17 protein-coding genes are annotated in these 19,955 nt (G+C 61.3%); 4 read left to right on the forward strand and 13 right to left on the reverse strand.

Annotation, left to right across the window (positions count from 1 at the left end):
* Positions 1-66 precede the first annotated feature (66 nt).
* From NQ491_RS08160 to NQ491_RS08180, 5 genes are all read right to left on the reverse strand, one after another.
* Positions 67-585: a DNA-deoxyinosine glycosylase gene (locus NQ491_RS08160; RefSeq protein ID WP_019246670.1), complete on the reverse strand. Its 519-nt coding sequence runs from the start codon at positions 583-585 to the stop codon at positions 67-69.
* 399 nt (positions 586-984) lie between these two features.
* Complete coding sequence (locus NQ491_RS08165; RefSeq protein ID WP_019246669.1) at positions 985-2,904, reverse strand: BACON domain-containing protein; 1,920 nt, start codon at positions 2,902-2,904, stop codon at positions 985-987.
* Between the two features lie 149 nt (positions 2,905-3,053).
* Positions 3,054-3,938 carry a 4-hydroxy-3-methylbut-2-enyl diphosphate reductase gene (locus NQ491_RS08170; RefSeq protein ID WP_019246668.1) on the reverse strand — a complete coding sequence of 295 codons (885 nt, stop codon included), beginning with the start codon at positions 3,936-3,938 and terminating at the stop codon, positions 3,054-3,056.
* Entirely contained in the window at positions 3,923-4,642 is a 720-nt protein-coding gene (gene cmk / locus NQ491_RS08175) for a (d)CMP kinase (protein WP_019246667.1), read from the reverse strand. The genes NQ491_RS08170 and cmk overlap by 16 nt, the downstream gene beginning before the upstream one ends.
* Entirely contained in the window at positions 4,626-5,282 is a 657-nt protein-coding gene (locus NQ491_RS08180; RefSeq protein WP_034283401.1) for a LysE family translocator, read from the reverse strand. The genes cmk and NQ491_RS08180 overlap by 17 nt, the downstream gene beginning before the upstream one ends.
* A gap of 480 nt (positions 5,283-5,762) precedes the next feature.
* Here NQ491_RS08180 and lnt point away from each other — a divergent pair, with 480 nt between their 5' ends.
* Positions 5,763-7,346, forward strand: a complete 1,584-nt coding sequence (gene lnt, locus NQ491_RS08185; RefSeq protein ID WP_019246664.1) for an apolipoprotein N-acyltransferase — start codon at positions 5,763-5,765, stop codon at positions 7,344-7,346.
* Positions 7,347-7,708: 362 nt separating this feature from the next.
* Positions 7,709-8,998: a bifunctional folylpolyglutamate synthase/dihydrofolate synthase gene (locus NQ491_RS08190; RefSeq protein ID WP_019246663.1), complete on the forward strand. Its 1,290-nt coding sequence runs from the start codon at positions 7,709-7,711 to the stop codon at positions 8,996-8,998.
* 1,104 nt (positions 8,999-10,102) lie between these two features.
* On the opposite strand, the gene yidD is transcribed toward NQ491_RS08190, so the two are convergent.
* From yidD to NQ491_RS08230, 8 genes are all read right to left on the reverse strand, one after another.
* Complete coding sequence (gene yidD, locus NQ491_RS08195; RefSeq protein WP_019246662.1) at positions 10,103-10,357, reverse strand: membrane protein insertion efficiency factor YidD; 255 nt, start codon at positions 10,355-10,357, stop codon at positions 10,103-10,105.
* 132 nt (positions 10,358-10,489) lie between these two features.
* Positions 10,490-10,885 (reverse strand): ribonuclease P protein component, encoded by a 396-nt coding sequence (locus tag NQ491_RS08200; protein WP_019246661.1) that lies wholly within the window; start codon positions 10,883-10,885, stop codon positions 10,490-10,492.
* A gap of 30 nt (positions 10,886-10,915) precedes the next feature.
* Entirely contained in the window at positions 10,916-11,851 is a 936-nt protein-coding gene (locus NQ491_RS08205) for a uroporphyrinogen-III synthase (RefSeq protein WP_019246660.1), read from the reverse strand.
* 103 nt (positions 11,852-11,954) lie between these two features.
* Positions 11,955-12,767, reverse strand: coding sequence for a DUF4271 domain-containing protein (locus tag NQ491_RS08210; protein WP_019246659.1), 813 nt, complete (start codon positions 12,765-12,767; stop codon positions 11,955-11,957).
* A 15-nt stretch (positions 12,768-12,782) separates the two neighbouring features.
* Positions 12,783-13,943, reverse strand: coding sequence for a sensor histidine kinase (locus NQ491_RS08215; RefSeq protein WP_019246658.1), 1,161 nt, complete (start codon positions 13,941-13,943; stop codon positions 12,783-12,785).
* Between the two features lie 9 nt (positions 13,944-13,952).
* Positions 13,953-15,626: a S41 family peptidase gene (locus tag NQ491_RS08220; RefSeq protein WP_019246657.1), complete on the reverse strand. Its 1,674-nt coding sequence runs from the start codon at positions 15,624-15,626 to the stop codon at positions 13,953-13,955.
* A 78-nt stretch (positions 15,627-15,704) separates the two neighbouring features.
* Positions 15,705-16,166 carry a hypothetical protein gene (locus NQ491_RS08225; RefSeq protein WP_026089776.1) on the reverse strand — a complete coding sequence of 154 codons (462 nt, stop codon included), beginning with the start codon at positions 16,164-16,166 and terminating at the stop codon, positions 15,705-15,707.
* Positions 16,167-16,461: 295 nt separating this feature from the next.
* Positions 16,462-17,058 carry a 5-formyltetrahydrofolate cyclo-ligase gene (locus tag NQ491_RS08230; RefSeq protein ID WP_019246654.1) on the reverse strand — a complete coding sequence of 199 codons (597 nt, stop codon included), beginning with the start codon at positions 17,056-17,058 and terminating at the stop codon, positions 16,462-16,464.
* Positions 17,059-17,251: 193 nt separating this feature from the next.
* Here NQ491_RS08230 and NQ491_RS08235 point away from each other — a divergent pair, with 193 nt between their 5' ends.
* Together NQ491_RS08235 and NQ491_RS08240 are read left to right on the forward strand one after the other, a co-directional pair.
* On the forward strand, positions 17,252-17,956 hold the full coding sequence (locus NQ491_RS08235; protein WP_034283356.1) for a fumarate reductase: 705 nt from the start codon (positions 17,252-17,254) through the stop codon (positions 17,954-17,956).
* A 49-nt stretch (positions 17,957-18,005) separates the two neighbouring features.
* A complete protein-coding gene (locus NQ491_RS08240; protein ID WP_026089774.1) occupies positions 18,006-19,949 on the forward strand; it encodes a fumarate reductase/succinate dehydrogenase flavoprotein subunit in 1,944 nt (647 codons plus the stop codon).
* The last annotated feature ends 6 nt before the right edge of the window (positions 19,950-19,955 follow it).

Genomic DNA, 19,955 nt, shown 5'->3' on the forward strand with positions numbered 1-19,955 from the left:
GGACAAGCCGCCGTGATGAACATGCGGACGTTCGGACAGTCCGTCCGTATCGGGACCGGCGGGAGGTCACGGGCGGGATGCTTCGTCCGCCGGCACGAGCAGGTCGCGCAACCGCATCCATCCGTCCAGTTTCTTATCGAACGCGACGGCATGGGCGGGGCTGGTCGAAGGCAGGATCAGCGGACCGTATTCCGAGGCGAGCGGGCCGAAGTGTTTCCTGTACAGTCGTGCGGCGCCCTGTCCGTTGAAAGCGATCGCGCGGATCGAGGGATAGCTGCGCAGCAGTTCGTCTATGCGGTTCGGCTTCTCGTGGCAGATGTTGCTGTCGAGGCTTCCTTCCCGCTCGCACTCTCCGCAGACATCCCACAGCGCGATGCCCGCGTCGAGCAGCATGGCTTTCCGCAACGCGTAGTCTTCGGGCAGTTCCCGGTCGCACAGCCGTGCCATGATCGGCCAGAATGCGTTGCGCGGGTGACCGTAATACTGTCTTTTTGCGAGCGACATCGCGCCCGGCATCGTGCCCAGCACGAGCACGCGGCTGTGCTTGTCGGCGATCGGTCCGAAACTTTGCAGTTTTAGGCTCATTCGGTTCGGTTTCGTGTGATGCGGGAAAACGGGCCGGCCGCTCCGTCGCGCTGCGGTTGCCGTCGGATGCGCTTTCCCCCGGTATGGACGGGGCCGTTCGAGTCCCGTTTCCTGTGCGGCCGGCGATTATCATGCGAATATAGCGATTTTCGGAGAAATGTCGCAGCCGTGCCGGCGCGATGGACCGAGAGGTGCAGGAGTTGCCCGGCGAGTTCGGATCGGCCGGCCGATCTTGCGTCATCTGCTACGGCCGTGCCGTTCCCTGCTTCCATGTACGCAGTCGCTCAATTGGGGAATCTGGCCGTCGTCAGTGACAGGCTTTCTGAAATGCGACGCGTATGTCCGTTGCGGAGACATACGCGTCGCGTCTTGTTTTACGGGGGGAATGCCTTGCCTTGCCTATCGCCGGGGAGCGCCCACGGTAAGTACGGGCGGAGCAAAAGGCACGAACAGCTCGCCTGCCCGGGGCTCGCGCAGCCGGCTCCGGGCCGAGGTCGACAGATTGATCGCATCCTTGGCGAGGAAGTCGTTCATATCGAACGATCGGCCGCTCAGTTCCATGATGCGCTCGACGATTTTCTTTCGGCTCGGCGCGTTGAAGTACGAGACGTTGTTGTTCATGCAACTGTTCGTCTCGGGACGCCAGATGCCTCGGGCGTACATGTAGGCTCCCTCGAACGCTCCGACCATGCCGTACTGGGGCAGCTCGTAGAACTCCCTCCATTTGATCCGCGCGGGATCGTCGGTCAGGTCGGCGTTGGCGTTGTGGCCGAAACCCTCCCATTGTCTGAACGAAGCGATCATCTCATCGGGAAGCGCCGTCGAATAGTAGATATACTCGTCTATCAGCTTGCCGAAACCGTGTCCGCCCGCCTCATGCTGCACGACTCCCCTGTAGTCGCTGGGCGGTTCGTTCTCGATCATCGGGCAGATGGCGATCGAAGAGCCGTCACCCCACGACCAGGTCGTTCCTCCGTAATCGGGGCAGTTGGCGATCATGACGACGAGCGTCTGTTTGACGTCCTTGATCGGGGCGGCCTGAGCGTATTCGAACGTCGGTTCTTCGTCGACCTCCATACCGCTGCTGTTTCCGACGTCGGTGTAGGCGACCGAGAACTTGGTGTCGAGCGTTTCGCCCTTATGGTCGAGCGAACCCGAAATGCCCCGGTCGTTCGATACGGCGCAGACGATATAGACATTGAAATAGTTTCTGTAAGTCCGGTAGGGCTCGACGTCGAAAAAGTAATCGACGGCCTTGCGCAGGCTGGTTTCGTAGTAGCCGTTCTGGGTCGCCATGTCGTCGATCGTGAACCCGTCGCCCATGAACACCAGATCGACGTTGCCCTCGGTGGCCTGCTGCACGGTGATGACTTCCTTGTCCCGGTAGAAATCGGCGATTCCCGACTGGACGATCGTCAGCGTGTCGCGCAACGGGGAATCGGAATTCGTGCTTTGGACGATGACGAGCGCCGTGCGAGGCAGTTTCGACTCGTTGCGGCCGATCTGGAAGCGCAGTTCCTCGGTCGAAGCGGCTTTCGACTCGATGCGGGAAACCCATGCCGGTTCCTGCTGCTCGATTTCGATCCGGTACTCCGTGTTGCTCTGGAGCTCGGATGAGATCACATCGGCCGTATAGTCGTGCTCGATCCGGCGGGGATCCCATTTCAGCACGTTTTGCTGGAGCTGCTCGACGGTAACCGTGTCGAGCCCTGCGCCCGTTTTGTCGACGATGGCGATCCGGCCGCTTCGGGACGAGGACGAGGTGTTGGGACGGACCGTTACTCCGATGCGGTACGAGCTCTCTCCCTCCTCGGGCTGCTCGACCGAAAGCCAGTTCCGGTACTCGATCAGCACTTTGGCTCCGTACTGGTCGCAGTCGAGACTGCCGTCGAACAGAATATCGAAGGAGAGGCCCTCGGCGGGTATGTCCTGGTAAACTTTCTGTGCGAGCGAGACCGTGCCTTTCTCGCCTTGCGTGAACGTGACGGTTTCGGTCAGGCCTCCGGCACGGATCGTCAGCACGGCGGTGCGGCTGCGGGTATCCGGATTGGCTTCGGCCGTCACCGTGACGGTGGCCGGGCCGGCTCCTCCGCTCTCGGGCGATACGCGGCACCACTCCCCGGGCGTCGCGGAGGCGATTTCGGCACTCCATGTCGTGTTGGTGGTGAAAGTGACCGACTCCGATCCTCCGCCGGTCGCAAGTGTCTTCTCCGTTCCGCCGGAAAGCGTCAGTTCGGGAGCCGGTCCGTCGTCCTGCTTGTCGCATCCGGCCAGCCATGCGGCGGTAAAGGCTAAAAAGAGTAGAAGCGCGCGTTTCATAAAGATTGTCGGTTTGATTAGAGATTGTTGCGTTCTTTTGGCATAAAAATACGACATATTTATCGATTTTCCGCCTCGTTTTTCCTTTGCGGGTGCATTCTGCCGCGGAAACGGGTTTCTGTTCCGCGACCGTCCGGGGGGCAGAAAGCTCAGAAGTCGTTCCCGTCCGCTCCTCCCGCGGCTTGTCCGATCCGGTCCGCTACGCGCTGCATCAGCCACTTGGGCGTGGAGGTCGCTCCGCATATTCCCACCGAACGGCAGCCCTCGAACCACTCGGGCCGCAGCTCGCTCTCGTCCTCGACCGTATAGCTGCGGGGATTGCTTTGCAGGCAGGTCTGATAGAGCACCTTGCCGTTCGAACTTTTTCTGCCGCAGACGAAAACGATGGCGTCGAATCGCCGGGCGAACTGCTGCAAATGCGGGTTGCGGTTGGAGACTTGGCGGCAGATCGTGTCGTGTACGACGACGCGCGACGGATTGGCGGCCCGCTCCAGCATGCTCCGGCGGATCTGCTCGAACAGCGCGAGGCTCTGGGTCGTTTGCGAAAGCAGGCAGATCGGGCGCGAGAAGTCGACGCTTTGCAGATCGTCCGGGGTCTCGACGACGATGGCGTCGCCGTCCACCTGACCGGTCAGCCCTACGACTTCGGCATGTCCCCGCTTGCCGAGGATGACGACCTGTCCTCCGCAGGCCTTCATCTCCTCATGGGCGCTTTTGACGAGCTTCTGCAGCCGGGCGACCACCGGACAGGTAGCGTCGATCAGGCGGATGCCGTGCCTGCGTGCGAAATCGTAGGTCGAGGGCGGCTCGCCGTGAGCCCGGATCAGCACCGTGCGGCCGCTCATGCCGCGCAGTTCGTCGTGCGAAATCGTTTCGAGGCCCAGCTTCTCGAGCCGCTGTACTTCCACGCGGTTGTGCACGATGTCGCCGAGCGAGCAGACCCGCCCCAGCTCCGAAAGCGACTGCTCGGCTTTCGTGATCGCCTTGACCACGCCGAAGCAGAATCCTGATTTTTCGTCTATTTCGATGTGCATGTCGCTTGAGAACGTGATTCGACGTATGGCCGTATCCACTCCATCTGCTCCTCGGGCGTCATGCGGCTGTTGTCGAGCACGACGGCGTCGGGAGCCTGACGCAGCGGGCTGATCGCGCGCGTCTGGTCGGCGAGGTCCCGCTCGCGGATGTTCCGCTCGATCTCTTCGAGCGATACTTTTTCTCCTTTGGCCGTCAGTTCGCGGTAGCGGCGCATGGCGCGGACGGCCGGATCGGCCGTCATGAAGATTTTCAGCTCGGCGTCCGGAAAAACGACCGTCCCGATGTCGCGGCCGTCCATGACGATTCCCTTGTCGCGTCCCATTTGCTGCTGAAGGCCCACGAGACGCTCGCGCACGGCGCCGATCTGGCTCACGCGGCTGACGGCCTCGCTGACCTCGAGGCTCCGGATCGGCCCCTCGACGTTCTCGCCGTCGAGGTAAATGTCGCTGGCTTCCCGCGCGGGGTTGAAGACGAACGATATGCCGATGCGGGGCAGCATCCGCTCGAGCGCCTCCGCGTCGACCACGCCTCCGCGAATGGCGCCGTGCCGGATACCGTACAACGTGACGGCGCGGTACATCGCTCCGGTATCGATGAAGACGTACCCCAGCGCCGAGGCGATCTTCTTGGCGAACGTGCTTTTGCCGCAGGACGAGAATCCGTCGACGGCGATGACGATTTTTTTGTCAGGGGAGCATTTCATGGACTACGGGCGTATGAAAGAAAATGGACAATATGGCGGCGGCTCCCAGCACGACGATCACGCTGCCCGAGATGCGGTTCATCCACAGCAGGTGGCGCGGCCGGAACTTGCGCCGCAGGAAGCTGACGCCGAAAGTCAGCGTGAACCACCACAGCGAGGCTCCGCATAGCACGCCGAGGATCATCGACATGCCTCCGCCGAGCGGAATGCCCTCGTGGCTGATTCCCAGCGCGGCGAAAAGCGCGACGAAGATCAGGATATAGGCCGGGTTGGTCAGCGTGAGGAAGAAGACCGACAGGTAGTCGCCCCACAGGTTGTGTCCCTTGCCCGCGCGGTTGCGGCGGATCTGTACAACCGGGTTCTTCAGGAAGATCGTCACGCCGACGATCACGACCGAGATGCCTCCGAGCGCCTTGATGATCGCCATGTTGTTCTCGATGAACGACATCACGACCGTCAGCGAGAACAGCGCGACGGTGGCGAACATCGAGTCGGCCGTCGCGGCGCCGAGCCCCGACACGAAGCCCGAGCGGTGGCTTTTGCTCAGCGTGCGCTGAATGCAGAGCAGTCCGATCGGTCCGAGCGGAATGGAGGCCACGAGGCCGATGAGGATTCCTTGGGTATAAACGTCAAACCACATGCGGTGAACCTTGGGGCGGGAATTTCCCGCGAGTCCGTTGAAAATGTCCGACAAAATTAGCAATATTTTGCCTTATCGGAAGCATTCGGCGGGAAATGCGCCGAAAGCCCGCCGCGACCGGGATGCGGAGCAGGCATTCGGCGCGGACCGTTCCGGAACGTCGGCGCGTTGTCGTCGTAGGACCGGTTTCTTTCGTGCTCGCGGGAAAAGCCGGGCGGGCGCTGTTCTCGATGTTGCACAGGCGAGGATTCCGTTTGCGGACTTTCGAACATGGGGATGCGGCATATGGATAAATCTGCTCGGGAGGGTACGAGGGAGCCGAAGCGATTCGGAGGACTCCGGTCCGGATGATTGGCCGTCTTGAGTGTTCGACACGGACCTGACGGGGCCGAGCGGAATTTTTTGCCGCAAAATGGGGGCGTATCGGCCGTTCGGAGCGATAATCGTTTATCTTTGCGTATCGTTCGATTCTTCGGAAATATGCTTAAAAGAATACTCTATACGTTGCTGAGCGTGCTGCTGCTCTCGTTGCCTTGGCTCGGGGGAAGCGCGTTGACGCTGTTCGTGGCTTTCGTGCCGCTGTTGTGGGTCGAGCACTCGCTTGCGGGGCAGACCGGCCGGAGGGGAAAGCCTCGCCGATTCTGGCCCTACGTCGTCTCGGCCTTCGTGCTATGGTGGCTGGCGACGGTCTGGTGGGTGGGCTATGCGGCCGTGATCGGCGTGGTGGCGGCTACGGTCGTCGGCGCCACGCAGATGTCGGTCGTGTTTCTGGTCTATCATGCGGTACTCCGGCGCGCGCGCCGGGCGCTGGCCTGGACGGTGCTTGTGAGCGGCTGGATCGCCTATGAGACATTGTTTATCAACGGCGAGATTTCGTTCCCTTGGCTGGTGCTCGGCAATGCCTTCGCACAGGATGTCCGGCTCGTGCAGTGGTACGAGTGGACGGGCGCGCTCGGCGGATCGCTTTGGGTACTCGTGACGAACCTGCTCGTGTTCGAGGCGATCAGACGTCCCCGAGGCTGGCGCGGCTGGGCGGCTCCGGCGCTGGCTTTCGTCGTGCCGGCGGCCGTCTCGCTGACGATGTACGCTACCTATCGCGAGCCGGAGCGCACGGTCCGGGTGACGGTCGTGCAGCCCAATATCGATCCCTATTACGAGAAGTTCGTCCTGAAACAGGCCGAACAGCGCGGAATTCTGCTCTCGCTGATGGCTCAGGCCCCCGAGGACGTCGATTTCATCGTCGCGCCGGAGACGGCCATCGACGAGGACTTCTGGGAGAAATCGATCGGCCGGGCGCCGGCGATCGCGCAGTTCCGCGACTTCGTGCGCGAGCGCTATCCGTCGGCCCTCGTCGTGACGGGCGCCAATACGCTCAGACGTTATCCTTCGGAACGGGAAGCCTCGCCGACCGCCCGCTGCAACCGCGACAGCACGCTGTGGTACGACATTTTCAACAGCGCGCTGGGGATCGACTCGTCGGAGCGGATCGGCATTCATCACAAGGCGAAGCTCGTGATCGGGGCCGAAATGACGCCCTATTACTCGGCTCTGAAAAAGCTCAAATTCCTGACGGTGGATCTCGGCGGCATTTCGGGACAGCTCGGCATGGACTCGGTCCGCCGGGTCTTCGCGTCGCCCCGGGGCGTCTGGGGCGGGCCCGCGATCTGTTACGAGGCGATTTACGGGGAGTACTTTACCGAGTTCGTCCGGCGCGGGGCCGAGCTGATGTTCGTCATATCGAACGACGGCTGGTGGGACGATACGCCGGGTTACCGCTACCTGTTCGCCTACTCCCGCCTGCGGGCGATCGAGAACCGGCGCAGCATCGCCCGCAGCGCCAACACGGGCCGCTCGGGGTTCATCGACCAGCGGGGCGACGTGGGCGAGACGCTCGGCTGGGACGAGCGCGGCGCGCTGACCGCCGAGCTGAGCCTGAACGACCGGCTGACTTTCTATACCCGCTACGGCGACGTGATCGGCCGTCTGGCGGGTTACGTCTTCGTGCTGAGTCTGCTCTATTTTATGGCTTACCGCGTGCGGCGGCGAAGCCATTTGGTCGAGTAGCGGCGTTCCGGTCCCGTTCCGTTTTTCCGTGAGACGGATCGCGGCGAGCGGCCGGAGCGGCGTTTCCCGTTTGCGGGGCGTTTCCCGTGTTTCGTCCGGGTCGGCCGGGGGCAGGCCGGTTTCCGGTTTTCCCGTTCCGGCGCTTGCCTTAGTCTGAGGCGACCGAATGTCCTGCCCTTGCTCTGCGTCGGATAAAGAGAACGCTGCCCGCGAACGCGGTTCTTCCGGTACGAGCCGCATGGCGTTTGGTTCGGGCTCCGGACGGCAAGAATACGTCCGTTTCCTCGCCGGCTTCCGTCTTATCTCTTTTCGTTTTGCGGAGCGGAAAAAAGCGTATCTTTGGACCCAAATGCCGAAACAGGATGGACTACCGTCAGACACTGGATTTTCTCTATCGCTCGCTGCCTGTGTTTCAGGACGTCGGCGGCAGCGCCTACAAAGCGGGGCTCGACCGCATCGTCGCGCTGGAAGAGGCTTCGGGCGTTCCGCACCGCCGCTTCCGCAGCGTGCATGTGGCCGGGACCAACGGCAAGGGCTCCGTGTCGCATCTGATCGCCTCGGCGCTGTCGGCGGCCGGATACCGGACCGGTCTGTTCACGTCGCCCCATCTGAAAGATTTCCGCGAGCGCATGCGTGTCGACGGGGAGACGATCTCCGAGCGGGAGGTCGTCGAGTACGTCGAGCGGAACCGGGAGACGATCGGGCGCGTGCAGCCGTCGTTTTTCGAAATCACGACGGCTATGGCGTTCGACCATTTCGCGCGCCGGGAAGTCGACGTGGCCGTCGTCGAGGTCGGCATGGGCGGACGGCTCGACTCGACGAACGTGATCCGTCCGCTGCTCAGCGTGATAACGAACATCGGCTACGATCACACGCAGTTTCTTGGCGATACGCTCGGGCGGATCGCCGGCGAGAAGGCCGGGATCATCAAGGAAGATACTCCGGTCGTCGTAGGCGAGAGTCAGGTGGAGACGAAGCTCGTTTTCATCGAGCGCGCCAAGGCGTTGCGCGCGCCGATCCTGTTCGCCGACCAGACGTACCGGGTGGCGGACCAGCGGTTTCTGCCCGACTCGCAGCGGCTCGGGATCGAGAGCCTGCTCGACGGCAACCGCTTCGAGGTCGAGTGCGACCTGCAGGGAATCTACCAGCGCCTGAACGTGCCGACGGCCCTGACCGCGCTCGACGTGCTGAACGGTTCGGGCGGACTGCGCATCGCGCCGCAGGACGTGCGGCGGGGATTCGCCTCGGCCGCGCGCGCGACGGGGCTCCGTGGACGTTGGGAACGGCTGGGCGAGCGGCCGTTTGTCGTCTGCGACACGGGACACAACGAGTCGGGCATCGCCGAGGTGGCCGCCCAGATCGCGCGCCAGACATACCGGAAGCTCTATATGGTCGTCGGCTTTGTCGAGGACAAGGACCTTTCGCGCGTGCTGCCGCTGCTTCCCCGGCAGGCGCACTACGTCTTCACGAAGGCCGGGATCCGCCGCGCGCTCGACGAGCGCGAGCTTGCGCGCCGGGCCGCCGGTTACGGATTGCAGGGCGAGTGCGTCCCGACCGTGAACGAGGCGCTCGCGCGGGCCCGGGAGCTTGCCGGACCGGAAGATATGATTTTCATCGGGGGAAGCACCTATGTCGTGGCCGAGGTGTTGTAGATCGGTAAGGAGAGGCGTTTTTAAAACAAGAGGAAACGGCAGCGCGGATTACCCGCAAACGGCGATTGATTGGTCGAGGCCGGCTTCCCGAATTTGCAGGTATTCTCCCGGAGTCGGGAAAGCGGTCCGAACACACGGAGACGAGGCTCGAAAAGGACTTCGCTGCGGAATAGCGGTCGCTTCCCGGATATTCGGTCGTCGGCCGTTCGCTATGAAAATAACCGATTTTCGAGATATGTCCGGAAAAATTTCATTCGTCCAAGCAGGATTGATGGCCTGCTGTATAGCGGTGGCCGTGCAATGTCACGCACCGAAAGTAGTTCTTTACGACTACGGTACGGGGCAGAAAGAGACGATCGATCGTGGGGATCATCGAGCATGAGATCAGAAATCCCGATCTCAAAAGATTGCTGAAAGAATTCGACGATACGTATGACGATTCTACCGAAGTTCGGGGAGAGGGACTGAATCTGTCGTGCGACATATATTCCGATTCCATATGCTACACGATCGTTTATAAAATGAATATAAGTCATGCAGGGCCCACGATCGTATGCGAACCGGTCAACGGGAAAGAAGTTACGATGACGGTACGGGATCTTTGGAACGATATTCGTTTGTTGCCCGCCCGCTCCAACGAATTGCTGAAAGACTCGAATCCGGAAGAGTATAAGGAGCGACTTTTGATCGGAATGGCAAGTTGCTGCGGGTCAAGCGTTAAATCGAGGATTTCGGCCGGCACTGGTCGGAATAGCGGACATTCCGGCAAGAAGTCGGAACCGGCCGGCCGTGTCCTGACCGGTGTTATGTCGTGTCCGGTATGGCCGGATGGGGTGGCCGACATGCAGCGGCCCGGGATCGGCCGGCGCCTGAAAGCGCCGGGGCTTTATGGCCGAGGGTGCCGGTTTGCGGTACGAGGCGATACCCGGCAGGCCGCCGCGCTCGCTTTCGGTCTGCACGTTGGTGCGAAGATGATTCGCCGGATCGTTTCGTCGATCGGTTTTCCGACCGACCGGTTTGCATGGCCCGACCGGGCGGCACGTCGTGCCGCAACGGTGCGTTTCGGTTGCAGGGCGTGCGCTTCGCGGTTTCCGGGTAAACCGGTTACGGTACGGGGTCGTATCCGCTGCCTCCCCAAGGGTGGCAGCGCAGCAGCCGCCGAATGCCGAGGTAGGAGCCTTTCAGCAGGCCGTGCCGGCGGAGCGCCTCGGCGAAGTATTGCGAGCAGGTGGGCGTGAAGCGGCAGCTGGGCGGCGTGAACGGCGAGATGCCATGGCGGTAGACCCAGATCAGCAGCATAGGCGGTGCGATCAGTATCTGCCGCAGAATGCGGGCGTATCGGCTGCGTCGTTCGTTCATGGGCCGGACTCGTGATATGGTTCGGCGGGACGGTTCCCGCTGTTTTCGCTATGGGGCCGGAGGCTCCGGCATCGTCCGCCGTTCCGGCCGAGCTCGGCCGGAACAAATCCCGGCAGGACGTTCGGATGCGGCTCAGGCTTGCTCGCGGAGTATCCGGATAATTTTCTTTACGGCGCTTTCGATCTGCGGGTACCCGGCCACGTCGCCCGACGCATAGAGCAGTCCCAGCGCGCACGGGCCGGACAGAGTCCCTGACAGCGCCTGTTTGTTCAGGCGATAGGCTTCCCGCATGCGTCGCTTGAGCAGGTTACGCTCGACAGCGCGCTTATGGTGACGCTTGGGCACGGCGATCAGCACGGACAGGGGACGGTCTTTCCCGGCAACGGACTCCTCTGCCGAGTCGTCGAGCAGAACATAGCGTACCGGATAGACGAAACCGCCCTTTCCCTGCTCGAAAAGCCGGGCGATCCGTTTTTTCGACTTCAGTCGTTCGCGGCGGGGAAAGCTTCTGTCCGGTGCAGGGGGCATGGTGTCGGAGGATCGGGCGGTTCGACCGGATTATTTCTTCGCCGTCGTTCCGGCCGCTGCGCTTTTGCGTACGGCGGAAGGGCTCTTTTTCGTCGTGACGGCTGCCTTGGGCGCCGGGGCCTTGGCGGCCACCGGCTTCGTCTTGCGTCCTTTGAGCGCCTGCGACTGGATGAATGCCAGATCGGGCGACTGCTCCTCGAGCGTAACGGGGGGGACCTCCTCGCCCGAGTCGAGCTTATGGATGTACAGATCGATCGCCTTGGTCATCGACGGGACCTCGGGTGTCGGGGCCATGACGCTGACTGTCAGTCCCTCCCCGACGGCTGCCTTGGCCGTGCCGTGCCCGAACGTGGCGATTCGCGGCGATCCGTTCGGACGCGGGAAAGCCCCGAGCAACGAAGTGATTTCCGACGGACTGTAGAAAACCAGCAGGTCGTAGTCGGCTATGTCGACGTCGCTCAGGTCGGCGCTGACCGTCCGGGCGAGGATTACCTTATCGAACCGGAGCTTCATTTTCTCGAGCGCCATCGGCAGCTCGGGTTTGTGGGGTTCGGAAAGCGTGAGCAGGAATTTCTCGTCCTTGTGCTTGGCGATCAGCTCGACGAGCGCCGAGAACGTTCCGTCTGCGAAAAATATCTTCCGCTTGCGGTATACGATGTATTTCTGCAGGTACAGCGCGACGGCCTCCGTGTTGCAGAAATATTTCATTCCCTCGGGAATCGTGATGCGCGCTTGCTCGCAGATCCGGAAAAAGTTGTCGATCGTCGTCCGGCTCGTGAAAATGACCGCGCTGTGCTCCAATATCTCTACCCGCTGACTGCGGAACTCTTTCAGGGTGACTCCCTCGAGCTTGATGAACGGGTGGAACCGGACATCGATGCGGTGTTTGAGTACGAGTTCGTGATAGGGCGATTTTTCGGCGACGGCCGGAGCCGGCTGCGATACTAAGATTTTCTTGACCTTCAATTTCTTACATTCCTTATGGTTAGACCGCTCCGTCCGTGCGGAGGCAGACGTGATTCTGCGGATGTCGCTCCCCCGAGCGCGTCTGCGGCTTGCCGCGATGCGGTCAGCGGCCTCTCAGAACGGCCAGCACGAAAAAGCTTACCGGGAAAAATTCGACGGTGCAAAGGTACAAAATCCATTGCATAATTGAAACATCCCTTTTGACAAAGAAACGATAACTTTTTGTCAGATACGTCAGATACAGGATTGCCGAGACCGTCGCGACTCCGATCAGCGCGGCGCGCGCCTCCTCGGCCGGAACGAGCGCGACGACGAGAAAAAGCGGTGTCAGCAGCGTGTAGGCGAAAGCCGAGAAAATCCGATTCATAAAGCGGTGCTCGGCCAGAAACGCCTCGTTTCGCGTGACCAGTCCGACGATTCGCACGATCAGGCAGCGATAGCCGACGATCAGCGCGACGGCTGCGGCGACGGCTGCGACTGCGGTGTCCGCCGTCAGGGGCAGCAGAGTGTAAAGTCCGTACAGGTCGCCGTAGCGGACGGCGAGTCCGCTGACCAGCAGGATGCCCCACAGCGACGAGAGGGTCAGGAATTGTCGGAAGAACAGCGTCTGCTCGGCAAATGCCTTTTCGATCGAAAGTTGCATCGTGACGACCTTGAACGCTTCGGCCAGACTGCTTCGGTAGCTGTGCAGCAAATAGCAGAAGATCGCCAGCACGCCCAACGTCACGGCCTCGTAGGCATAGCTCTGCCCCGGCGTATCGGCGCTTGCCGGACGGGCCGCGATACCGTCCGGCGGGACGAGCGCCACGCTGCTTTCGGGGCCGAACAGCTCGGCCCCGTTCGGGATTCCGGTGTCCTCCGGAGGACCCGGTCGCGGCGAAAGGCTGTCCCGGATGAACGGATATGGCGTTTCCATCGGCTCGGTCGGGCGTTAGGTGTAGATTTTTTTCAGCGCGACGCGGATCGTCGTGCCTTTGTCGATCTCGGAGTCGAGCACGTAGATCCGGCCGCCGTGGTAGCCTTCGATGATTCGTTTGCTGAGCGACAGTCCGAGGCCCCAACCCCGCGTTTTGGTCGTAAAACCGGGGTCGAAAATCCGCTTGAAGTTGCCTTTGGCGATTCCCTTCCCCGTGTCTTTCACATCGATGTAGACCCAGTTCGCGTCGTCGGACAGCCGTACGTCGATCGTTCCCTTGCCTTGCAGCGCGTCCATCGCGTTTTTCAGCAGGTTTTCGATCACCCACTCGAACAGCGCCTCGTTGACCATGGCTTTCTGTCGGGCCATGGCCAGTCCGTTGTAGGTCAGCGTGACGTTTTTCGGCACGCGGGTGCGGAAATAGATTACGCTGCTGCCCACGATCTCGTTGATCACGCCCTCGCTCAGCGGCGTCGCCGCGCCGATTTTCGAGAAACGGTCGACCACTTTCGTCAGCCGGATGATATCCTTGTTCATCTCCTCGACGGCCGTCTGGTCGATGGGCTGCGTGCGCAGGTACTCGATCCAGCCCAGCAGCGACGAGGTGGGCGTCCCGAGCTGATGGGCCGTCTCCTTGGCCAGCCCGATCCAGACGCGGTTCTGCTCGTCCTGCTTGCTCGAGCGGAACGTGATGTAACCGAAGGTGACGAACACGACGATGATCATCAGCTGGATGTAGGGAAAATAGACCAGCGTCTTGAGCAGCCGCGACTCGTCGTAGAAAATGTAGAACGTCTCGTTGTTCATCGTGGTGACCTGAATGAAGGAATTGGCCGCGGCCATTTCCTCGATCTTCTTGCGTCTCAGGTTCGGGTGGTTGAGGATGTGGTCGGGTATCAGGTGCGAGCTGGCTATGTTCATCTGCCCGTCGACGATGATGAACGGGATGTTGCTTTTCGAGTTGATCAGCGCCGAGAGCAGCGGGCTGCTCGGATTGACGCCCAGGTCGCGGAACGCGGCCGACCAGATGGCCACCTCGTTCTGCTCCTTCTCTCGAAGCTGGCGCGCCATGTCGTTGGTGAACAGCAGCGACGAGATGCCGATTACCAGACCGAGCACGATGATCAGCACGCGGTTGCGGAACGAGAAGAGGGGATATGCGAGTCCTTTTTTCATGGGCGGGGCTTATTTGCGCTCGGTGTCCTGTTGCGAGAGTATCCGGCGGTAGCGGGCCGTGTCGGCGAGCAGCTCGACGGCGGCCCGCACCTCCCGGTCGCGCAGAGCCGAGTGGCGTGCCACGCCGGCATAATAGTGGTAGCGCATGACGATTTCGCTCTCGAGCAACTTGCGGATATCCTCCCTGAATGCCTGCAAATCGGCGTTCTTGTCGTCCTTGAGTTTGCGCTCGATCGCTTCGAGCTCGCCGGAGATACGGTCCAGATACTTTTCGCGTTCGGCTTGGCGGCGCAACTCGTCGACCGTCCGCTGCGTCTGCGACTCGACCTCGACGTCCTTGTCCTGCATGAACTCGACGAACCGGTCGTACTCGTCGTCCGGCAGCGTGAACCGGTCGACGTCCACTCCTTCGCGGTGGCGCCTGAAATAGTCGTTCGCGAAATCCTCCAGATACCCCTTGCCGTAAAGAACCGTCGTGAAACGGCTGACATACTGCGGTTCGATGCGCACGTCGGGCATCACGCCTCCCCCGTCGTACACCTTCCTGCCGCCGGAGGTCCGGAACTCCCAGATCAGCGAGTCGGGTACGGTTCCGACGCTGCCGTCGTCGTTGCGGTGGGCGTAGTCGAGCGCCTGAATGCACCGTCCGCTGGGAATGTAGTACTTGGCCGTAGTGACTTTCAGAAAGGCATTGTAGCCGAGCGGGCGGGTCGATTGCACGAGTCCCTTGCCGAAGGTCCGCTGGCCGAGCAGTACGGCGCGGTCCAGATCTTGCAGCGCCCCCGAGACGATCTCGGCAGCCGAGGCCGACTGGCTGTTGACCAGCACGACGACGGGCATCCGCGTGTCGATCGGGTCGGTCTGCGTCGTGAACGTCTCGTCGAGTTCGCCGATACGGCCTTTCATCGACACGACTTCGGTCCCTTTGGGAACCAGCAGGGAGAGAATCTTGACGGCCTCCTGCAGTATGCCTCCGCCGTTGCCTCTCAGGTCGATGATCAGCGACGTGGCGCCTTGCTTCTTGAGCTCGACGAGCGCGCGGCGCATGTCGAGGCTGCACTCTTCCGTGAAATCGTCGTGCAGGACGTATCCGACCCCGTCGGCAATCATGCCGTAATAGGGAATGCCCGATATCTTGATGCGCTCGCGCCGTAGCGTGACGTCGGCCTGCTCTCCGGTGAGCAGCTTCTCGACCTTGAGCCGCAGCGCGGTGCCGGGCGAACCCTTGAGCATCGAGCTGACTTCCGACACGTCGAGGCCCCGGATGCTCCGGCCGTCCACCTCGAGCAGCTTGTCTCCGATGACCAGCCCCGCCTTGTCGGCGGGAAATCCCTCGTAGGGCTGCGCGATCGCGATCCAGTCGCCGCTCTGGCGCACGAGGGCGCCGATTCCTCCGTATTTGCCGGTGGTGAGTATCTCGAACTCCTCCATCTCGTCCTCGGGTATCAGGACGGTGTACGGGTCGAGATTCGAGGTCATTCCGGCGGCCGCGTCCCGAAGCATTTCGTCCGTGTCGACCGAATCGACGTAAAACGCGCTCACGTCGCGGAACATGTTGAACAGAATCTGTATGTTGCGCCCGAGCGCGAAATCGGGCTTCGATGCGGCCGTGAACGCTCCCGCCGCGACCAGCGTCGCGGCGGCGATCAGTGCGTAGCGGACGGATTTCGTTATCTTTTTCATGTTTTTCGGTTGCTTGACGACGTATAACGCGAAAAGTCGCCTGCGGCGTATGTCCGGAACCGGATTCGGGCGGCTTTCCTACTGCTCGAGGAAAGACTTCAGGCGGAACTCCGCCCGCACGACTTCCTTGCGGATGCCGTCAAGCGTGATCGATTCGCCGTCGGCCGTCACGGCGATGCGGTCTTCCCACAGCAGCAGGGCCCGCTTCAACGGCGACGAGGCTCGGAAAATCATTGTCCCCTCGCTCTCGGCGACAAGCGAGTAGCCGCTCGTATGCAGCGTTTGCAGAATCCGTTCCCGATCGGCCTTCAGATCGGCCCGGACGCTTCGCCGCGTGAAGCCGAAGCGAGGGTAAAGCAGGGCCAGCACGACGATCGTCGCGATCATCAGCATGCCCCGCGACGAACCGAACAGCTCGTGCAGCGCTTCGCCCGCTCCGACGCGCGAGGTTCCCGTCGAGATCATCAGCGCGAAGACCAGCGTGAAGAGCAACGCGAGCCAGATCAGGTATTTGACTGCGCGAACGATATGAGTTTTCATGTCCATGTAGTTTCCGTCTTGTCGTTTTGCGGCCGTTCAGCCTTCGCAGGCTGCGCCTCTGTCGCTCGCGCGCGGAGGCTTAGCATGCAAAGATAACCGTTTTTCGGGAAAAGACCATCTTTTCCGCCGGCCGGTCGTGCGGAACGCACTCCTTGACGGACTCTTGCGCAGGCATCGCGGCGCCGGCTCTTCGCTGCTGTCGCGGCATTTCGTTTTCGGACCATCCTGCGGCAGGAACCGTGCCGAGGACGGGCTCGTCCCGTTCGGGCGGTCCGCCTTCGGTCGAGGGGAACGTTCAGGCGTTCCGGGCCGTTTCGCTCCTCGGCCTGCGGCATTCGATCAGCTCGGCGTTCCGATCCGATCCGCACACGAGCAGGTCCATGGCGACGTCGTGCGCTTCGTGGGGTATACGCTCCTGCATTTGGTAGTCGAAACAGACGCCCGCTTTCAAAAGACCCGGCTCGTGAAGCAGCCGGTCGTAGAAGCCCTTGCCGTGCCCGAGCCGGTTTCCTTGCCGGTCGAAGGCTACGCCCGGAACGACGATCAGTTCCATGTCGCCGGGACCGGCCGTTTCGCCCGTGACCGGTTCTTGCACCCCGAAGCGGGCTTTCCGCAGGTCGTTCCGGTCGGTGAACCGCTTCAGGATCAGTCCGTCGCCCTGCATGACTGGCAGATAGATCCGTTTGGACCGGCTCCAGCGCTCGACCAGATCGTGCGTGAAAACCTCGCCCGGCAGCGACCAGTACAACGCGACGCTCGCGGCCCGCTCGAAAACGTCGAGCCGTTCGAGTCTCCGAAGGATCGCCTCGGACGATTGCCGTCTCCATCGTTCGTTCCGTAACTCGGCTTGCCGCCGGATTTCGCTGCGGATCGTATTTTTTTCGTTCATCATATCGGGCCGATTAACGGAATCGAAAGATAGGCCAATTTTCTGAAAAATTAAGGCGAAATGACGCAGATTCCCTCGCAAAAGATTGTTATTTAAAAAACAATGGGATAACTTTGTGCTCTGTTTTCCGGACTTCGGGCGCTGAAGTGCAGGGACCAATCTTGTGAGTAACCAAAATATCTAAACTTAAACTTTTATGGGCAATCTGTTAACATCTACCATCGGGAGGAAACTGATTATGAGTGTCTCGGGTCTTTTCCTCGTGCTGTTTCTGTTGTTCCACATGTCGATGAACCTGGCGGCCGTCTTCTCGACGGAGGCTTACAACGCGATCTGCGAGTTTCTGGGTGCCAACTGGTACGCGCTCGCCGGCACGCTGATCCTGGCCGCCGGCGTGGTCGTGCATCTGGTCTATGCGACGGTGCTGACCCTTCACAACCGCAGCTCGCGGGGCAGCCAGCGCTACGCCATGACGGCCGAGCCCGAAGGGGTTACGTGGGCTTCGCGGAACATGTACGTGCTCGGGATCATCATCGTGCTCGGACTGCTGCTGCACCTTTACAACTTCTGGTACAACATGCAGTTCGCCGAGATCATCGGCAACCACGAGCTCGGTCCCTTCCCGCCCGCCGACGGCGCGGCCTACATCGCGGCGCTGTTCAGCAGCCCGGTCTACTGCATCATCTACCTCGTTTGGTTCGCCGCCATATGGTTTCACCTGACGCACGGATTCTGGAGCGCTTTCCATACGATCGGCTGGGATAACCAGACGTGGCTTCCGCGGCTCAAGCGTATCGCCAACGTCGTAGCCACGATCGTGTTCCTTTGCTTCGCGCTCGTCGTGATCGTGTTCTATCTGCGCAGCCTCGGCGTCTGCGGCGGATCGTGCGCCGGCTTCTAAGTATGTATCCATTTTTTGACGGACTGAAAAACAATAAAGAGACGAAATCATGATTAAGTTAGAATCGAAAGCTCCTCAGGGGCCGTTGGCCGAAAAATGGAGCAAGCATAAGGCGGAGATCAAGGTGGTCAGCCCCGCCAACAAGAGAAAACTCGACATCATCGTCATAGGCACCGGCCTGGGCGGCGCTTCGGCCGCCGCTTCGCTCGGCGAGCTGGGATACAACGTCAAGGTATTCTGCATCAGCGATTCGCCGCGTCGCGCGCATAGCATCGCGGCTCAGGGCGGTATCAATGCGGCCAAGAACTACCAGAACGACAACGACTCGGTATTCCGCCTGTTCTACGATACGATCAAGGGCGGCGACTACCGGGCCCGCGAGGCGAACGTATACCGTCTGGCCGAGGTGTCGAACTCGATCATCGACCAGTGCGTCGCTCAGGGCGTTCCGTTCGCCCGCGAGTACGGCGGACTGCTTGCGAACCGTTCGTTCGGCGGTGCGCAGGTATCGCGTACGTTCTATGCCCGGGGTCAGACCGGACAGCAGTTGCTGCTGGGCGCCTATGCCGCGTTGAACCGTCAGATCGCCGCCGGAACCGTCAAGAGCTATCCCCGCCACGAGATGCTCGAGCTGGTCATGGTCGACGGCAAGGCCCGGGGTATCATCACGCGCAATCTGGTGACGGGCGAGATCGAGCGTTTCGGCGCCCATGCGGTCGTCATGGCTACGGGCGGATACGGCAACGTCTTCTTCCTGTCGACCAACGCGATGAACTCGAACGGCTCGGCCGCATGGCAGTGCTATAAGAAAGGCGCCGTATTCGCAAACCCGTGCTTCACGCAGATCCACCCGACCTGTATTCCGGTGCACGGTACGCAGCAGTCGAAGCTGACGCTGATGTCCGAGTCGCTGAGAAACGACGGCCGTATCTGGGTTCCCAAGAAGAAGGAGGATGTCGAAAAGCTGCGCGCGAAAAAGATCAAGCCTTCGCAGATTCCCGAGGAAGACCGCGATTACTATCTGGAGCGCCGTTATCCGGCTTTCGGCAATCTGGTGCCTCGCGACGTGGCGTCGCGCGCCGCCAAAGAGCGCTGCGACGCGGGCTTCGGCGTGAACGAGACCGGTCTGGCCGTGTTCCTCGACTTCTCGACCGCGATCGCGCGTCTGGGCGAGCAGACGATCCGCGAACGCTACGGCAACCTGTTCCAGATGTACGAGAAGATCACCGACGTGAATCCCTACAAAGAGCCGATGCAGATCTTTCCGGCCGTGCACTACACGATGGGCGGCATCTGGGTCGACTACAACCTGATGACGACGATCCCCGGCCTGTATGCCATCGGCGAGGCCAACTTCTCCGATCACGGAGCCAACCGTTTGGGCGCCTCGGCGCTGATGCAGGGTTTGGCCGACGGCTATTTCGTGCTTCCGTACACGATCGGCGATTATCTCTCTCATGAAATCCAGTCCCCGAAAGTGAAGACCGACACGCCCGAGTTCGACGAGGCCGAGAAGAGCGTCCGCGATCGGATCGCGAAGCTGCTGTCGATTCAGGGCAAGGATACCGTCGACGAACTGCACAAGAAGCTCGGTCACATCATGTGGGAAAACGTCGGTATGGCCCGTACGAAGGAGAGCCTCGAGAAGGCGATCGTCGAGATTCAGGCGCTTCGCAAGGAGTTTTGGGCCAACGTCCGTGTTCCGGGTTCCGACAAGGAGTTCAATCAGGAGCTCGAGAAGGCGCTCCGGCTGGCCGACTTCCTCGAACTGGGCGAGCTGATGGCCCGCGACGGTCTGAACCGCAACGAGTCGTGCGGCGGTCACTTCCGGGTCGAGATGCAGACTCCCGAGGGCGAGGCCAAGCGCGACGACGAGAACTACCTCTACGTGGCCGGCTGGGAGTATGCCGGGGACGACAAGGAGCCCGTTCTGGTCAAGGAACCGCTCGTGTTCGAGGCCGTGCATCTGGCTCAGCGCAACTACAAGGACTAATCTGCG

The sequence above is a fragment of the Alistipes ihumii AP11 genome, from assembly GCF_025144665.1.
Classification (GTDB): domain Bacteria; phylum Bacteroidota; class Bacteroidia; order Bacteroidales; family Rikenellaceae; genus Alistipes_A; species Alistipes_A ihumii.

Coding starts and splice junctions, on each gene's coding strand:
- yidD (WP_019246662.1), bottom strand. CDS start 10,357: ATGAACGAACGACGCAGCCGATACGCCCGCATTCTGCGGCAGATACTG.
- NQ491_RS08210 (WP_019246659.1), bottom strand. CDS start 12,767: ATGGAAACGCCATATCCGTTCATCCGGGACAGCCTTTCGCCGCGACCG.
- NQ491_RS08160 (WP_019246670.1), bottom strand. CDS start 585: ATGAGCCTAAAACTGCAAAGTTTCGGACCGATCGCCGACAAGCACAGC.
- NQ491_RS08225 (WP_026089776.1), bottom strand. CDS start 16,166: ATGAAAACTCATATCGTTCGCGCAGTCAAATACCTGATCTGGCTCGCG.
- NQ491_RS08235 (WP_034283356.1), top strand. CDS start 17,252: ATGGGCAATCTGTTAACATCTACCATCGGGAGGAAACTGATTATGAGT.
- NQ491_RS08230 (WP_019246654.1), bottom strand. CDS start 17,058: ATGATGAACGAAAAAAATACGATCCGCAGCGAAATCCGGCGGCAAGCC.
- NQ491_RS08240 (WP_026089774.1), top strand. CDS start 18,006: ATGATTAAGTTAGAATCGAAAGCTCCTCAGGGGCCGTTGGCCGAAAAA.
- lnt (WP_019246664.1), top strand. CDS start 5,763: ATGCTTAAAAGAATACTCTATACGTTGCTGAGCGTGCTGCTGCTCTCG.
- NQ491_RS08165 (WP_019246669.1), bottom strand. CDS start 2,904: ATGAAACGCGCGCTTCTACTCTTTTTAGCCTTTACCGCCGCATGGCTG.
- NQ491_RS08220 (WP_019246657.1), bottom strand. CDS start 15,626: ATGAAAAAGATAACGAAATCCGTCCGCTACGCACTGATCGCCGCCGCG.
- NQ491_RS08180 (WP_034283401.1), bottom strand. CDS start 5,282: ATGTGGTTTGACGTTTATACCCAAGGAATCCTCATCGGCCTCGTGGCC.
- NQ491_RS08215 (WP_019246658.1), bottom strand. CDS start 13,943: ATGAAAAAAGGACTCGCATATCCCCTCTTCTCGTTCCGCAACCGCGTG.
- NQ491_RS08170 (WP_019246668.1), bottom strand. CDS start 3,938: ATGCACATCGAAATAGACGAAAAATCAGGATTCTGCTTCGGCGTGGTC.
- cmk (WP_019246667.1), bottom strand. CDS start 4,642: ATGAAATGCTCCCCTGACAAAAAAATCGTCATCGCCGTCGACGGATTC.
- NQ491_RS08200 (WP_019246661.1), bottom strand. CDS start 10,885: ATGCCCCCTGCACCGGACAGAAGCTTTCCCCGCCGCGAACGACTGAAG.
- NQ491_RS08190 (WP_019246663.1), top strand. CDS start 7,709: ATGGACTACCGTCAGACACTGGATTTTCTCTATCGCTCGCTGCCTGTG.